This is a genomic window from Duganella sp. AC237 (genome assembly GCF_979254035.1).
Genome location: NZ_CEEDEW010000003.1, coordinates 1940647 through 1957017, shown reverse-complemented (window position 1 = coordinate 1957017; position 16371 = coordinate 1940647). Strand labels below are relative to the sequence as shown.

Below are 16371 nucleotides of genomic sequence, written 5' to 3'. Positions count from 1 at the left end.
GCCACCCTGGCGTCACTGCTGCGGCGACGGCGAGATTTCGACCGCCGGTTGTACCGGTTGCGGCTGCACCCCTTGCGTCGGCGGCAGCGGCGCCGGCTGGCCGGTCGACAGCGGCATGGCCTGCACCGGCGGCGGCAGGATCGCCTGTGTGGTCGCGCCCTGCGCTTCGGCCGGCGCCGGCGCGTTGGCCGGGTTGGTTGGCGCGGCTGGCGCAGCTGGCGCCGGTGGCGCCGACAATGCGCCCGGCGGGGCCGGCAACTGCACCGGCGTGCGCACGGTCAGGTCCGGACGGCGGCGGAAGCTGGCCTCCGTGCCGGCCGAGAATTCGGAAGCGCTGGCCTCCGGCCGCTGCACGTTGCGGATCAGGCGCGGCGTGATCGACAGCACGATCTCGGTCTTCTGGTTGTCGTCACGCTTGCTGCCGAACAGACGGCCGATGATCGGCAGGTCGCCGGCGCCGGGCAGCTTGCTGGCGGTGCCGCGCTCCTCGTTGTTGATCAGGCCCGCCAGCACCTGGTTCTCGCCATCCTTCAACTGCAGCATGGTGGTGGCCTGGCGCGTGCCGATCTGGTAGGCGGTGCCGCCGTTGCGGGTGGTGATGGTGTTGGTCAGGTTGCTCACTTCCAGCTGCACGCGGATCGCCACCTCGTTATTCAAATAGATGGTCGGTTCGACGTTGAGCGTCAGGCCGACATCGACGTAGGTGACGTTGTCGCTGGCGAAGCCGCCGATGCCCGACGATACCGTCGCCGTGATCACCGGCAGCTTGTCGCCGATGACGATCTTGGCCTTTTCCTTGTTGCGCACGCGGATGCGCGGATTGGCCAGCAGGTTGGAATCGGTATCGGTCTTGTTGGCGTTGATGGCGGCGGAAATGCCGCTCACGCCGATGGTGTCCGAATTCAGGCGGCGCAGGTCGCGCAAGGTGATGCCGGTGCCGCCGGCGGTCGACAGCGGCGTCAATCCCACGCTGGTCGGCCACTCCACGCCGAGGTTCATCAGCGTGCCGCGCTTGACCTCCAGGATCTCCACCTCCAGCATCACCTCCGCCTCGGGCGCGTCCTGCACCGCGATCAGGCGTTCGGCCAGGCGGATCGCCTCCGGGTTGTCGCGCACGATCAGCAGATTGAGTTTTTCATCAACCACCACGTCGCGCGACTTGAGGATGGTCTTGAGCGTGTTGGCCACCAGCTTCGCTTCGGCATTCGCCAGGAAGAAGGTCTTGACCGTCATCTCCTGGTATTCCTTCAGCTTGGCCGCCACGTTCGGGTAGATCAGGATCGTGTTGGCGTCCATGACCTGCTGCTCCAGCTGATTGGTCAGCAGCAGGAAGTAGATCGCCGATTCGACGGTACTGTTCTTCAGCATGACGGTGGTGCGCTGGTCGGTCTTGACGTCCTTGTCGAACACGAAGTTCAGGCCGGAGCGGCGCGCGATCACCTCGAACACCTGCTTCAGCGGGGCGTCGCGGAACTCGATCGTGATCGGCTGCTTGTACGACTTCGCCAGCCCCGACTCCACCACCGGCTGCGCGCTTTTCTCGGTCACTTCGCGCAGCAGCAGCCGCGCCTTCTCGTTCGACGGCGTCTCGGTCAGCAGCGCGTTGAGGCGCAGCTTGGCCAGATCGTATTCCTTCTTGTTCGCGTGCTCGATGGCGGCGGCCAGCAGTTTGTCCTGGCGGCTGTCGCGTTCTATCGCGCGCAGGCCGCTGCGCGCGCGCTCGTTCATCTGGTCCAGTCCCAGCACGCGGCGGAAGCCCTGCTCCGCCAGATCGGGACGGCCTTCCGACAACTGGCGCTCGGACTGCTCCAGCAGGCGCTGGGCGGCGCGGTCGCGCGCCATCAGATAGGCGGTGCGGTACTCGGCGTTGCCCGGTTCGGCCCGAACCGCCTCTTGGTACTTGAGCAGGCCAGCTTCCACCTGGTCCTTGGCGACCAGCTGGTTGGCTTCGCGGAAGGCCATTTGTCCGGCGCAGCCGCTCACGCCGACGGCGATCGCCAGCATGGCGGGCAGCGCGGCGCGGCGGCGCCATGTGTTCAGATGACTAGCCATCAGTCGAATGCTCCAATATTAATCTGTTGTACCTGGTTCAAAGGCAGATAGGTCACGGTCATCAGCGGCGGCGCGATCCGGTCGACGCGGTAGGCGCCATCGATCACGGTCTTGTTGCGCACCACATAGGTCTTGTCGCCGCGCGCCAGATAGACTTCCCACTGGCCGTCTGCGACGGCTTTGCCGAAGTAATTAAAGGGAACGGGGGGCGCCATCGGCGGCGGTGGCGGCGCGTTCGATTGCGACTGCGGCGGCGGTGGCGGCGGTGGCGGATTCCAGTTCTGGCCCAGGAACACACCCTCGCCGGCGCCGAAGCTGGCGTCGGCCGAACCGCCGACCAACGCCGCGCGCGGCAGCAGCCGCAGGATCATCGCGTCCGCCGCGGCCTTACCGTCCTTGCCGGAGCGCTCCACCGGTGCCGCGGCCACCGCGCCCGGCGCCTTGGCGGAGCGCGCAACCGGCTCGGCGATGTCCGACGCCGGCGAGTTATCGCCGAAGATCACCAGTGCGGCGGCGCCGGCCAGCGCCACGCCCATCGCGATGTGATAGGGCTTCATGGCTCGCCGTCCTTGAGGTACAGCGTGAAGCGCAGGCGCGCCTCCACCGTCGCCTCGGCGATGGTATCGCGGCGGAAGCCGATTTCGTCCAGCGAGGCAAACGGCATCTCGCGCAACCCCTGCATGGCGAACTGCCAGATCGCCTGGTACGGCCCCTTGACCGGCAGGATAATCTGATAGGTGCTGACGCGGCTGGCCTTGTCGTAGGCCGATTTGTACTCGCCCTGGCTCAAAACGAGATTGGATTTCGCGGCCAGGTCGAACAGCACCTTGACCTGCTGTTCCGCGTAGCGCTTCTCGCCCAGCACCTGGTAGAAGTCGGCCAGATTCTGGTTGGCCGATGGCGGCGGCGGCGCGGTCACCAGCGACGACGGCGCCGGCAACGGCTTGGCCATCACCCTCGCCTGCGCCGCGCGCTGCGGCAGCAGCCATGCCCACGCCGCCACGCCGGCCACGCACAAGGCGGTCGCCACGCAAGCCGGCGCGCCGAGACGCAGCAAGGCCAGACGCGCGCGCAGCGCCAGCGCGCGGATGTTCACAGCGTTCAACGTGTGATCCATGTGGCCTCCAGCTGGAAGCGCAAGGGCCGCAACGGGTCCTGGTCGTTGATCTCGTGGCGCGTCAGCACGACGCCACTGAAGGTTTCCTGCTGCTTGAGTTCGGCCACGTAGGCCACCATATCGTCGCTGGTCCTGGTTTCGGCGGTGATCTTGAGCACCTGCTTGCGCGGGTCCGGCTCCATCGCCACCAGCGCCACGTTGCGCGGCGTGGCGGCGGCCACGGCGTCCTGCAGCTCGCGCCATGGCAGGTTCAATTGCAGGATGGCGCCGTTGACGAAGGCAGCCTGCCCTTCCGGTATCACCACCCGCGCCACCTCCACCGGGCGCGCCGACATGGCCGCCGCGCGCTGCTGGATATGGCGCAGCTGCTGTTCGCGCTCGCGCTGTTGCCCGACCAGCTTCCAGCCGCCGAGGGCCGCGCCCATGCACAGCAGCAGTCCGCCGGCGCCCAGCGCCAGCAGCGCCGGATGCGTGTGGAACAAGGTGCGGCGCAGGCTGCGCGGCGCGAAGTCGATGTGCATCGCGTTCTTGGTCATGCCACGCTCCCGCCGCGCGCCAGCAGCGCCGCCGTCGACAGCCCGGCGCCGCCGGCCTGCTGCGCCTGATCGAGCGCCTCGCATGGAATCTGCGAGGCGGTGGCGGCGGCGCGCGTCCACGCGGCGACGCCGGCCGGGCTGGCCGCGCTGGCCGATGCCGCGCCGCACAGCTGCAGCAGTTCCGGCGGCGGCATATCGAGCAGCAGCGCCTCGCGCTTCAAGGTCTGCGTCAGCCATGCCGCATCGGCGCCGGGCGGCACCGGCAGCGCGCGGATCGCGCGCATCGCCTGCGCCCCTTTGCCGTTGCCGGTTTCGATCGCCGCCAACGTCAGCAGATTGTCGTGCAGCAGGCCAAACCAGGCGCCCCGCCTGATGCCGCGCCGCCAACGGTTCCACGCGCTGACGAAATGCGGCTCGACACCGACGATGGACAGTTTGAATTCCGTCGCCACCAGCTCCAGCACCGCCAGCAGCGCGCGCGGCATGGCGGCGGCGAAGAACGGCTCGGTGGTGTTCCAGTCGGCCGCGATCTTCCAGGCCGACGGCGCCTCGCCGTACAGCGACTGGAAGCGCAGGCCGGCCGCCGCCTCCATGTCGTCCAGGCGCGTGGCGCCGGGCGGCGGCGTGACGCGCCACATGCGCGTCAATTCCTCGGCCAGCACGATGCTGGCGGGCCAGCCGCCCACGTCCTGCTCGCCCAGAAGCGCGCGCAAGGCGTTGGCGATGGCATCGAACGGATGCGCGGCCGATGGCGCGAACGCGTGCTCCGCCAGCACGGTAAATCGCTCTCCGCGCCAGCGGCTCACGCGCGCCAGGCTGACGGCGTGGCCGGCCACGCCGATGCGCAACGATTGTCCGATGGCTCTACGCATGCAAGGTCACCCGTTTGATTTCGCCCAAGGTGGTGCCGCCTCGCTTGACCAGTTCCAGCGCGGCCTGGCGCAGGCTGCGCGTGCCGTTGTCGTAGGCCGCCTGCTTGATCTGGCGGATCGGCCGCTTGTCGACGATCAGCTCGCGGATCTCGTCGTTCAGGGTCAGGATCTCGGCGATCGAGCGCCGCCCCTTGTAGCCGGTGCCCCGGCAGTCGCCGCAGCCCGGTCCCTGCATGAAGCGGTAGTCATGGACATCGGCGCGGCGCAGGCCGACGCTGGCCAGTTCGTGGTCGTCCGGCGTGTAGTCCACCGCGCAGTGCGGGCAGTTGATGCGCACCAGGCGCTGCGCCCAGATGCCGTTCAGCGCCGACACGAAGGCATACGGATCGATGCCCATGTGGGTGAAGCGGCCGAACACGTCGAACACGTTATTGGCGTGCACGGTGGTGAGCACCAGGTGGCCCGTCAGCGCCGACTGCACGGCGATTTCCGCCGTCTCGCGGTCGCGGATCTCGCCCACCATGATCTTGTCCGGATCGTGGCGCAGGATCGAGCGCAGTCCCTTGGCGAAGGTCAGGCCCTTCTTCTCGTTGACGGGAATCTGCAGGATGCCCGGCAGCTGGTACTCGACCGGGTCCTCGATGGTGATGATCTTTTCGCGGCCGTTGTGGATCTCGGTCAGCGCCGCGTACAAGGTGGTGGTCTTGCCAGAGCCGGTCGGCCCGGTCACCAGCAGCATGCCGTAGGCCTCCTGCGCCAGCACCCGCAAGGTCGCCAGCGACGGCGCGTCGAAGCCCAGCGCCTCCAGCGTGAGCGAGCCGTAGGCTTCGATCATGGCGCGCTTGTCGAGAATACGGATGACGGCGTCCTCGCCGTGGATGCTCGGCATGATGGACACGCGCAGATCGATCTCGCGGCCGTTGGCCTCGACCCGGAAGCTGCCGTCCTGCGGCACGCGGCGCTCGGCGATATCGAGTTCGGCCAGCACCTTCAGGCGCGAGATGATTTGTTCGGCGACCTCGATGCCGTTGACGGCGGTGGCGTGATCGAGCACGCCGTCGACCCGGTATTTGACGGCCAGGCCGCCGGAGGTGCTCTCGAGGTGGATGTCGGAGGCGCCGGCCTTCAAGGCATCGTACAAGGTGGAGTTGACCAGCCGGACCGCCGGACTGGCCGCCTCCGACACCGACGCGAACGACAGCACGGCGGCGGTCTTGCCGTCGCGCCGGCCCTCGCTGGCGCCGGGCAGCAGCGAGTCGGTGGCGCGCGCCGATTCCTCCTGCTTGGACAAATAGGCCTGGATGTCGGCCTGCAGCGCCAGGCGCACCGGCAGCGGCAGGTGCGGCGTGGCGCGCGCCTGGGTGCCGAGCCAGGTTTGCAGATCGAGGTCGAACGGATCGGCGATCACGCCCACCACCACGCCGTCGAAGCCGCGCAGCAGCACGCAGTGGCGCGCCATCGCCTGCGACAGCGGCAGCAGGTCGAAGGCCGGCACGAAGGCCAGCATGTCGACCGTCTCCAGCACCGTCATGCCGAACGGCTGCGCCAGCGCTTGCACCACCAGGCGCGGCACCATGCCGCTGAGCGCTTCGAGCTCCTCGACCAAGGTGCGTTTCGATTGCTGGCGCAGATGGCGCGCGCGCGCCACCAGCGCGGTGTCGAGGGCCGGCACGGGGGAAACCGGGACGCCGGTATCAACGGGATTGGCCTGGGCCGTCATGACATGTCTCCGGCCAGATCGAAGATCGGCATGTAAAGCAGCACCACGATGGCGCCGACGATCAAGCCGATGGCGGCCATCAGCAGCGGTTCGAAGGTGCGGGTGAAACGGTCGATCCAGCGGGTGATCTCGCCGTCGTAGAAGGCCGCCGACTGCGTCAGCATCGGCCCCATGTCGCCGGTGCGCTCGCCCACGCGCAGCATGCGCAGCGAGATCGGCGTGGTCAGTTGATTGGCCTCGAAGGCGGTCGACAGCGGCAGGCCCGCCTCGATGGACGCGCGCGCCGCCTGCAGGTTCTGGCGGATGCCGGCCGAGACCATGCCCTGCACCGTCTCGATGGCGTGGACGATGGTGATGCCGCCCTCGCTGAGCATGCCCAGCGTCAGGTACAGCCGCGACAATTCGTAGATGCGCACACGCTCGCCGATGCCCGGCAGGCGGCTGAGCAGGCGGACGATGCCGCCGCTGCCCATCAGGTGGCGCACCGTCAGCACCAGCGCCGCCAGCGCCGCCGCGATGCCGCCCAACAGCAGCACCGTGTGCTGGCTGGCGAACTGGCCCCAGTTGAGCATTTGCTGCGACAGCCATGGCAGGTCGCGCCCGGCGCCCTGGTAGACCTCGGCGAAGCGCGGCACCACGTAGCCGATCAAAAACAGGCTGACGCCGCCGCCGACGAGCAGCAGGATGCATGGATAAATGGCGGCCGACACCAGCTTGCCGCGCACCAGGTCGATGCGCTGCTGGTAGTCGATGAAGCGCGACAGCGAGCGCGGCAGGTCGGACGTGCCCTCGGCCGCCTTGACGATGCCGATGTACAGCGGCGGAAACAGTTCCGGCTGCTCGGCCAGCACGGCCGAAAAGCGCTGGCCCTCGCGCAGGCCGGCCAGCAGCCGCTCGAGCACGCCGCGCGTGGCCGGATTGGCCTCTTTTTCCAGCAGCGCCTCGAGTCCCTCGACGATGCCCAGGCCGGCCGTCAGCAGCGCCAGCAACTCCTGGCTGAACAGCACCAGGGACAGCGCCGGGCGCTTGCCGGCGCGGCCGCGACCGGTCAGGCCGCCGCGCGCCGGCGCGATGGCGCTGACGAACAGGCCGCGCGCCTCGACCTGGCGGCGCGCGTCGGCCTCATCGCGGCCATCGATCAACAGATGGGCGATGACCATATCGGCCGACAAGGTGCGGACATCGAACTGCATGGCGAATGCGGCTTTCGTTGACGGTGGCGGTGGCGCGTGGGGTGGCGTGAATCCGGACGCTGGCTGCGTTACTGCGAGCTGATCTCGGCGTCCTCGCCGGTGCCGCCGGGCTGGCCGTCGCGTCCCAGCGAGGTGATCTCGAACTCGGCCTTGGTGCCGGGCGCCTTGTACTGGTAAGGATGGCCCCACGGATCGGGCGGCACGCCCTTCTTCAGGTACGGGCCGTTCCACTTGGCGCCCGCCGTGGCCGGCGCCACCACCAGCGCGCCGAGCCCCTCTTCGGTGGTCGGATAGCGGCCGACGTCGAGACGGTAGGTGTCGAGCGATTTTTCGAACGCGTCGATCTGCGCCTTGGCGATGGTCACCTCGGACTTGCCCAGCTGGGCGAAATATTTGGGGCCGACATAGGCCGCCAACAGGCCAATGATGACGATCACCACCAGCAATTCCAACAACGTGAAGCCGCCGGCCTTGCGGGCCGCCGTCCAACCGCGATTCTTCGCCACTTCCATCCGACCAACTCCTTAAATCCACCCGAAACAGTCCGCCGCGTGCCGGGCGCCGCGACGGCGCCCTCAGCGCTACCAAAGGCTACCATGCGCTTTGCCAGTCATACAATCTTTTCTTCGGACGCGCGGTCCACCCGGCGACCGCGCGCGCCGTGGCGGCCGCGCGCCGGCCCATTTTGGGGCTCAATACTCTACCGTAAAACACGGCGGCCGCGCGCATGTTCTCTGTGCTTCCTCAACAATGTTGCAAATTATTCACAGGCAATAACAATCACGGTTCAACGCCGCTCCCAGCGGAAACCGAATTTCGCACTGCAAAAATGCTAGTTACCCGAATTTTCATTCCTAAACTTTTCGCCTTTTTATTGTCGCCGTTGCTACACTTCTTGACATCTCCCGCGCAGACGGGAGCACACGCTTGTCCCGGCGCGTCAAGGGGCATCAACGTCATCGTCGCTTCACTCACAAAAGGGTAGATCCATGAAACGCAGCTCGTTCCCCACCGATGCGCCACGCGCCGCGTCGAGCCTCCGACTGACACAATTGGTCCGTGCAACCATCCTCGCCGGCCTGACCATGGCCGCGCTGTCGTCCGCCCACGCCGCCGACGTCACCATCGACTTCGAGGGCCTGCCGCCGGTGGGCCTGACCCATCAGGACGCCATCGTCAGCCAGGGCTTCAACGCCGGCTTCTACTCCAACGACATCCAGGCGCAAGCGGGCGACGCGGTCGGCGCCATCATCGACGGCACCGATTCGGTCGCCGCGTGCGGCTTTCTGCAGTGCCCGGCCAGCAGCGGCAACTATGCGACCATCATCAACGATGGCTACCTCGAACTGACCAGCACCGCCCCGGGCGCCACGTTCGGCCTGAAATCGTTCGACGCCGCCTTCCTCGGCTCGAACGCCTACGACTACCCGCCAACGCCGGGCTTCCTGCGCGTGCAGGGCTTCCGCGCCGACAACAGCACCGTGTATGAAGACTACGCGTTCTACGCGCCCGGCAGCGAAGGCTTCGAGTTCGGCAGCTACACCTCGTCGTCGCTGTTCAGCAACGCCCAGTTCACCAGCCTGGCCTTCTTCGCCTTCGTCTGCGACGCCAACGGCATATGCTCGGCCTTCAGCACCGGCCGCGGCCAGTTCGCCATCGACAACATCACCACCTCGCTGGTGGCCGCGCCCGTGCCCGAGCCGTCGACCTGGCTGATGATGGGCGCCGGCCTGCTCGGCGTGGCCGGCGCCGCGCGCCGCCGCAAGCTAGCCCCAGCATCGACACCCGCCGTCTGAGCCACCCATCGAGGAATAACACAATGAAATTACGCCCTGTTTCCGCAGCGGTCCTGCTGCTGCTCTCCGGCCTGAGCCTGGCCGCGCACGCCGACGACACGCGCCGTCCGTACATCGTGCAACTGGCCGACAAGCCGCTCTCGTCCTATACCGGCGGCGTGGCCGGCATCGCCGCCACCAAGCCGGCCGCCGGCGCGCGGCTCGACCTCAACACCGGCGCCGCCCAGGCCTATAGCGGCTACCTGATCCAGAAGCAGCAATCGGTCAAGGCGGTCGTGGCCGGCGCGCCGATGCTGTACGACTACAAGGTGGTGCTCAACGGCTTCTCGGCCATGCTCACCGACGACGAGGTGCGCGCGCTCAAGGCCAACAGCGCCGTGGTCAACATCACCGCCGACACCCCGCGCCAGATGCTGACCAATTACACCCCCACCTTCCTCGGCCTGGACGGCGCCAACGGCCTGTGGAGCCAACTCGGCGGCAAGGAAGGCGCCGGCGAAGGCATCGTGGTCGGCATCATCGACGGCGGCATCTGGCCCGAGAGCCCGTCCTACGCCGACCGCGTCGACGCCAACGGCAAGCCGACCTTCGACAACAGCGGCACGCTGGCCTACACTCCGCTGCCCGGCTGGCAGGGCGGCTGCGACACCGGCGAAGGCTTCACCGCGGGCCATTGCAACAACAAGCTGATCGGCGCGCGCTACTTCATCGACGGCTTCAAGGCCAGCGGCCGCCAGCTGCACTGGACCGAGTTCGTCTCGCCGCGCGATTCGATCGGCGGCACCGTCGGCCACGGCGGCCACGGCACCCACACCTCGACCACGTCGGCCGGCAACAACGGCGTTTCGGCCACCCTGGGCGACAACATCCAGATGGGCCAGACCTCGGGCATCGCCCCGCGCGCGCGCATCGCCTCGTACAAGATTTGCTGGACCTTCAACGACACGACCGACCCGACCGGCGGCAAGAACAGCTGCTGGGGCGCGGACGCGGTGGCCGCCGTCGAACAGGCCGTCACCGACGGCGTCGACGTGCTGAACTACTCGATCAGCGGCGGCACCGTCATCAACGACGCCGTCGAACAAGCCTTCCTGCACGCGACCAACGCCGGCGTGTTCGTGGCCGCCTCGGCCGGCAACGACGGCCCCGCCAATGAGGTCAACCACGTCAGCCCGTGGCTGGCCACGATCGCCGCCGCCGTCAACAACCGCGTGTTCCAGGGCACCGTCACGCTGGGCAACGGCGCCAGCTACAAGGGCGTCTCGCTCAACAACCATGCCCTGCCCAACACCGCGCTGATCCGCTCCGAAGACGCGGTGCGCGCCGGCGCCAGCGCCGCCGAGGCGCGCCTGTGCTACAGCGTCGGCAGCAACGGCGCCCCGACGCTCGACCCGGCCAAGGTGGCCGGCAAGGTCGTCACCTGCGTGCGCGGCACCAACGCCCGCGTCGACAAGAGCCTGGCCGTCAAGCAGGCCGGCGGCGTCGGCATGATCATGGTCGACAACGGTTCGGGCCTGGTGGCCGAGGTCCATTCGGTGCCGACGGTGCACGTGACCAAGCCCGACGGCGACGCCATCAAGGCGTATGCGGCGGCGCAAAACGCGGTCGCCGCGCTGAGCGTGTTCAGCAACGTGATCGTCCAGAACGCGCCGGTCTCGGCCGGCTTCTCGTCGCGTGGCCCGAACCGCTACGACGGCAACGTGCTCAAACCGGACGTCACCGCCCCCGGCGTCGACATCCTGGCCGGCGTCACGCCGGAGCTGACCGCGGCCCAGCGCGCCGACGTCGTCAACGGCACCCTGACGCCGAAGCCGGCCTGGGCGCTGTACCAAGGCACGTCGATGTCGTCGCCGCACGTGGCCGGCGTGGCCGCGCTGCTCAAGCAACTGCATCCGACCTGGTCGCCGGCGGCGATCAAGTCGGCGCTGATGACCAGCGCCACGCCGACCTTCCCCGACGGCCTGGCAGCGCTGCAGCAGGGTGTGCTGCCGTGGGCCCAGGGCGCCGGCCACATCAATCCGTACGGCACCGTGCCGCATCCGGCCGACGGCCGCGCCTACAACGCCAAGGGCGCCAGCGACCCGGGCCTGGTCTACGAGCTGGGCGCGCGCGACTACAAGCGCTACCAGTGCGGCGCCGGCTTCAGCAACGAGTGCACCGAAGGCTCGATCATCGGCTACAACCTGAACCTGCCGTCGATCACCGTCAACAACGCGCTCGGCACGGTCGAGGTCACCCGCACCGTCACCAACGTCGGCACCAGCGCCGCCACCTACAGCGGCAGCGCCAGCCTGCCGGGCTTCACCACCGTGCTGACGCCGGCCACCCTGACCTTGGCGCCCAACGCCAGCGCCAGCTACACGGTCAAGCTGACCCGCACCAACGCCGTGTTCAACGAGTGGCAATACGGCGACGTCACGTGGACCGACGCCAACCACGTGGTGCGCGTGCCGTTGACGGCGCGCAGCGGCCGGGCCATCTCGTCGCCGGCGCTGACGGCCAGCACCCGCGCCTCCAGCACGGTGCTGCTGAGCGTACTGGCCGGCTTCAACGGCCGCATGGGCGCGGCCGTCGGCGGCTTCAAGGAAGTCAACCGCGGCGCCACGCAAACGGTGCCGGCCATCCTGGAGCCGCTCGACACGGCCGCCGACGTGGCCGCCGCCTGCGTGGCCAACACGGTCGGCGTGCGCGCCATTCCGGTGACGATCCCGGCCAACACCGTGGCCGCCGCGTTCGAACTGTTCGACCGCGACACCGCGTCCAACGGCGGTGACGACCTCGACCTGGTGGTGCTCAATCCGGACGGCAGCGTGGCCGGCGCCAGCCTGCGCGGCGGCTCGACCGAGTGGGTGCGCCTGAACAGCCCGGCGGCCGGCAACTACCGCGTCTGCGTGGTCGGCTACGCGCCGGCCGACGGCGTCGCGACCGACTTCAACCTGTCGTCGGCCGTGGTCACCCGTGGCGACATGGCCGGCGCCCTGAAGGCGGCCGTGCCTAGCCGGGTCTACGAGGGCAACGTGGCCACGGTCACGGCCAGCTGGAGCGGCCTGGCGACGGGCAAGCGCTACTACGGCGGGGTGCAATACCTCGACCTGAACGGCGCCGTCGCCTCGTCGACCACCTTGCTGGTGGAGACCAACAATCCGGTGCCGCTGGCCGAGGGCGCGGCCAAGACCCGCAAGCTGAGCGCGCGCTAGGCGCATCGCGCGCCTTCGCGGGCGCGACGTTCCATCGAAACCGCCGTGCCCGCAAGGGTGCGGCGGTTTTTTTTATCCCGCGCGGCCGGGCAAAAAAAAACGACACATGCGCATGTGCCGTCTTTACCTGCCCGGGCGCGGCGTTGGCGCCGCGCCCCCTTCCCTGCCGCCGGATCGACGTTTTACGCCGCCAGCTTGCGGCGGCGGGCCACGCCGCCGACCAGCGCCAGCCCGGCGCCCAGCATCAGCCAGGTCTCCGCCTCCGGCACGGCGCTGACCGCCGTGACGCTGGTGTCGATCGTGTTGCTGAGCATGGTCGGCACGACGGTGCCGGCCGGGGTCCAGTCCAGCAGCACCAGCGAGCCGGACAGGTCGTTCGTGCCCAGCAGGGTGTCCTGCGCCTGGTTGTACAGCGCCACCGTGAAGACCGAGGCGGCATTGGCGCCCGGATCGGCGGCGCCGCTGAAGGTCACGTTAAAACCGACTTTGCCGCCGAAGTTGACGGCGTGGAACAAGCCGTTCAAGCCGCCCGCGCCATCGTTGACGAAGGTGTAGCCGGTCGCCAGCGAGCCTGCGGCATTGCCGCTCAGCTGCGCGGTGCTCGAATCGCCGAAGCCGGTGAAGCCGCTCAGCGCGGCCTGCGCCAACGGGCTCGACGCGCCGCCCGGGTTGAATTGCAGGTCGATCCAGCCGGTGGACGCGAACGACGACGTGTCGAGTTCGACGTGGAAGGTCGACGCGGCCGAGGCCAGGCTGGCGCAGGCGCCCAGGGCCAGGGCCAACAGCGCGCGGCGCAGGGATGCTACGGGGAGTTTGACGATCATCTGAGGTTTCCTTAGAAATTACCGCTGTAAATTTTTGCCGTGTAGCTGATGCCGGCCGCGCCGGTCTTGGTAAAGCTCAGCGGGACGGTGATGGTGGCGCCGGGCGCCAGCGAACCGACGTTGGCGGTGATATACGGCGCGTCGTTGTGGCTGCCGCTGGCGTTGAGCACGGTCACGCCGGCCGCCAGGCCGCCCAGTTCGATCTGCAGCGGGCCGTTGATCGGGCTGGTGCCGGTGTTGGTCACCGCGTAGTTGCCGCTCCAGCGTCCGGTCAGGCGCGTAAATACCAGCCCCGAGCCGACGCCGCGCACGCCGGCGGTGACGTCGAGCGCGGCCGCAGGCAGGTTCAGGCTGACGACCACCGGATCGTGGTCCGAGGCGCGGTACGGCGCGGCCGTGTACTTGTCCTGCGGCTTGCCGTCGAGGTTGTAGTCGACGACGGTCGGCTCGTCGGCGTTGTTGTGCCACTCGGCCGCGTCCACCACCGAGGCGTTGAGCGCGGCGCTGGCCAGCGCGTGGTCCAGGTAGCCGGCCTCGCCGTTGAAGACGTAGGAATACGGCATCGCGCCGGCGCCGCGGATGAAGCGCTCGAGCTGGTTGACATAGCCCTTGTTGACGATGGCCTGCACCGGGTCTTCGTGGCCGTAGGCGTTGAAGTCGCCGATCAGCAGCACCTTGGCGTCGCCGGCGGCGGCCACCACCTGCGGCACGAACACGTCCACCAGGCGCCGCGCCTGTTGCACGCGGGTCGCGTTCCAGCAGCTCTGGCCGTCGCCCTTGTCGCCGTCGATGTTCGACGGCGCCGGGCAGCTGCCCTTGGACTTCAGGTGGTTGACCACCAGCGAGAACTTGCCGCCGTTGGCGGCCTTGAAGGTCTGCGCCATCGGCGGCCGGTTGTTGATCGCGTCGGCGTCCGACAGCGCGTTGCCGACCAGGGTCAACGTGGCCGGCTTGTAGATCATCGCCACGCGGATGGCGTCGGTGCCGGTGGCCGGCGGCTGCGGCACCACGGCGTAGGTCTTCAGGCCGGTGCCCGGCGAGATCGCCTCGTTGAGCGCGTCGACCAGCTTGGTGACCGAGTAGTCGCCGCTGTTCTGGATCTCCATCAGGCCGTAGACGTCGGCGTCGAGCGCCTTGAGCTCGCCGACGATCTTGACGCTCTGGCGGTTGAACTCGGTGATGTTGTCGGCGCCGCGGCAGTTCGAGCGCGACGGCGCGCCGCCGCCGATCACGCAGCCTTGGCCGCTGGCGCCGGTGATGTCGGTGCCGTTGGTGAAGGTGGTGAAGTAGTTCAGCACGTTGGCGCTGGCGACCTTGACGTTGCCGGCGGCCAGCAGCGGCGCGGCCGGACGCGGGTTGTCCTGCGAGAACACCGGCGCGACCGTCGGCTGCAGCTTGAAGCCCGCCCCGCCGCCGCCCTTGGCGCCGAAGTCGACCACGCCGGTCAGGTTGTCGACCGTGTCGCCGGCGCGCAGCGAACCGTCCGTGCCCAGGTAGGGAATCACGCTTGGCGTGGTGAAGATGCCGTCGTCGAGGATGATCTGGTTGCGGGCGTTGGCGGTGGCCATCGCGATCGCCTCGGCGCTGCCGGCGGGGAATTTATTGGTGGCCGTCTCCAGGCGGCCCGATGCCAGGGTCACTTCGCCGCGGTCGCCCACGTATTGCAGCTGGTTGACGGTCAGCGGCGAAGTGAAGCGCACCAGCATGCCTTCGAGCTGGCCCAGGTTCGGGTGCGGCAGGGTGACATTTGTCGGCGTGATGGCGATGCCGCCGGCCAGCTTGACGATGGCGGTGATGGCGGTCAGCTCGGTATAGACGCGGCCGCCGGCCACCGGCGCGTAGTCGGTGACGGTGCCGCTGATGCGCACGCGGTCGCCGATCTGCACGGTGCCGGTGTTGGCGGCGGTGGTAAACACGAACAGGCCGTCCGACGTCGACGGATCGCCGTCGCCGTGCTCGTCCTGGATGAAGAAGCTGGTGCCGACCTTGGCGGTGACGACGCCCTCGGTGGTCTGGACGGTGCCGGCGTACGGGCTGGTGTCGCCGCTGCCCTGGATTTGCGGAATCGTGTGGGTCAAGGTGGCCGGCGCGGCGACCGTGACGTTGATGTTGCAGATGGCTTGCTGGGCCTGGTCGTTGCCGAAGGTGACCACCACCGGGTAGCTGCCGGCCTGCACGCTGGCGGCCACGTTCAGGCTGGCGCTGGCGGTGCCGCCGGCGGCGCCGGCCGCCAGGAAGTTGGCCAGGCTGATGCCGGGCACGGCGCCGACCGTGATGGCGGCGCTGTTGACGATGCCGTCGGCGTCGGTGGCGCTCAGCTCGGCGATGCCGTCGACGCCGAAGGCCAGCGCCAGGTTGGCCGGGCAGCTGGCGACAATCGGCGGCGCCTGCGGCACGCCGCACGGACGCAGCGCGCTGGCGCTGTTGCGCGGGACCGGCGCGCCGGTGGCGAAGTCGCTGGCGTTGTTGTCGGTGTCGGTGCAACCGCCGGCGGCGCGCAGCGCGGCGGTGGTGTTGCTCAGGCCCGGGCCGTTGGCGCCTTCGAAAAAGCCGGCGTTATAGCCCAGCAAGTCCATCAGCGACGCGCTGGCCGGCGCGGCGCCGCTCAGCGGCGTGCTGTTGTTGACCAGCGCGACCTTGCCGGCGCTGCCGCCCATCGCCAGCGAGCCCAGGGTGTCGGGGGTCGGCAGGTTTTCGCTGCCGCCGGTGCCGGCCGACTGTTGCAACAGGAAGTATTGGCCGGGCTGCAGGCTGACGTTGCCGGTGACCTTGCTGACCGCCCACGTGCCGCCGGCGGCGCTGGCGTACTGCACGCTCCAGCCGGTGATGTCGACCGCCGCGTCGCCGCGGTTGAACAATTCGATGAAATCATTTTTGAAGGTGGCGCCGGAATTGCCGCCGCCCCCGTAGACCTGGCTGATGACGACCGGCGAGGCGGCCAGCGCCGGCGCCGACAGGGCCGCCGCCAGGGCAGCGGCGATCAGGGTGCGGGGCCCGGGCGCGGCGGCGCGGGCGGTAGAGGAGACTATCGTGGGCATGAATGGATCCTGTCGGGGAAAGGTTG

At 68.8% G+C, this 16371-nt stretch carries 12 protein-coding genes; 2 read left to right on the top strand and 10 right to left on the bottom strand.

Going from position 1 to position 16371, the window contains the following annotated elements:
- Nucleotides 1-12: 12 nt before the first annotated feature.
- From AC0IYS_RS09050 to gspG, 8 genes are all read right to left on the bottom strand, one after another.
- A complete protein-coding gene (locus tag AC0IYS_RS09050) occupies nucleotides 13-2052 on the bottom strand; it encodes a secretin N-terminal domain-containing protein (protein WP_471704849.1) in 2040 nt (679 codons plus the stop codon).
- Nucleotides 2052-2609, bottom strand: a complete 558-nt coding sequence (locus tag AC0IYS_RS09045; RefSeq protein ID WP_471704848.1) for a hypothetical protein — start codon at nucleotides 2607-2609, stop codon at nucleotides 2052-2054. Before AC0IYS_RS09045 ends, AC0IYS_RS09050 begins: the two co-directional genes overlap by 1 nt.
- Nucleotides 2606-3169: a hypothetical protein gene (locus AC0IYS_RS09040; RefSeq protein WP_471704847.1), complete on the bottom strand. Its 564-nt coding sequence runs from the start codon at nucleotides 3167-3169 to the stop codon at nucleotides 2606-2608. Before AC0IYS_RS09040 ends, AC0IYS_RS09045 begins: the two co-directional genes overlap by 4 nt.
- Nucleotides 3154-3705: a PilN domain-containing protein gene (locus AC0IYS_RS09035; protein WP_471704846.1), complete on the bottom strand. Its 552-nt coding sequence runs from the start codon at nucleotides 3703-3705 to the stop codon at nucleotides 3154-3156. The genes AC0IYS_RS09040 and AC0IYS_RS09035 overlap by 16 nt, the downstream gene beginning before the upstream one ends.
- The gene (locus AC0IYS_RS09030) at nucleotides 3702-4577 is read right to left on the bottom strand and encodes a hypothetical protein (RefSeq protein ID WP_471704845.1); all 876 of its coding nucleotides are present in this window, start codon (nucleotides 4575-4577) and stop codon (nucleotides 3702-3704) included. The genes AC0IYS_RS09035 and AC0IYS_RS09030 overlap by 4 nt, the downstream gene beginning before the upstream one ends.
- Nucleotides 4570-6297: a GspE/PulE family protein gene (locus AC0IYS_RS09025; protein WP_471704844.1), complete on the bottom strand. Its 1728-nt coding sequence runs from the start codon at nucleotides 6295-6297 to the stop codon at nucleotides 4570-4572. Before AC0IYS_RS09025 ends, AC0IYS_RS09030 begins: the two co-directional genes overlap by 8 nt.
- Nucleotides 6294-7490, bottom strand: a complete 1197-nt coding sequence (locus AC0IYS_RS09020) for a type II secretion system F family protein (RefSeq protein WP_471704843.1) — start codon at nucleotides 7488-7490, stop codon at nucleotides 6294-6296. The genes AC0IYS_RS09025 and AC0IYS_RS09020 overlap by 4 nt, the downstream gene beginning before the upstream one ends.
- 68 nt (nucleotides 7491-7558) lie before the next feature.
- Entirely contained in the window at nucleotides 7559-8002 is a 444-nt protein-coding gene (gspG, locus tag AC0IYS_RS09015; protein ID WP_471704842.1) for a type II secretion system major pseudopilin GspG, read from the bottom strand.
- Between the two features lie 477 nt (nucleotides 8003-8479).
- On the opposite strand from gspG, the gene AC0IYS_RS09010 reads away from it, so the two are divergent.
- The gene (locus AC0IYS_RS09010; RefSeq protein WP_471704841.1) at nucleotides 8480-9286 is read left to right on the top strand and encodes an NF038120 family PEP-CTERM protein; all 807 of its coding nucleotides are present in this window, start codon (nucleotides 8480-8482) and stop codon (nucleotides 9284-9286) included.
- Between the two features lie 23 nt (nucleotides 9287-9309).
- The gene (locus AC0IYS_RS09005) at nucleotides 9310-12483 is read left to right on the top strand and encodes a S8 family serine peptidase (RefSeq protein WP_471704840.1); all 3174 of its coding nucleotides are present in this window, start codon (nucleotides 9310-9312) and stop codon (nucleotides 12481-12483) included.
- 182 nt (nucleotides 12484-12665) lie between these two features.
- Here AC0IYS_RS09005 and AC0IYS_RS09000 read toward each other — a convergent pair whose 3' ends face one another.
- Together AC0IYS_RS09000 and AC0IYS_RS08995 are read right to left on the bottom strand one after the other, a co-directional pair.
- The gene (locus AC0IYS_RS09000; RefSeq protein ID WP_471704839.1) at nucleotides 12666-13307 is read right to left on the bottom strand and encodes an NF038129 family PEP-CTERM protein; all 642 of its coding nucleotides are present in this window, start codon (nucleotides 13305-13307) and stop codon (nucleotides 12666-12668) included.
- Nucleotides 13308-13318: 11 nt separating this feature from the next.
- Nucleotides 13319-16345 carry an ExeM/NucH family extracellular endonuclease gene (locus AC0IYS_RS08995; protein ID WP_471704838.1) on the bottom strand — a complete coding sequence of 1009 codons (3027 nt, stop codon included), beginning with the start codon at nucleotides 16343-16345 and terminating at the stop codon, nucleotides 13319-13321.
- Nucleotides 16346-16371: the final 26 nt, after the last annotated feature.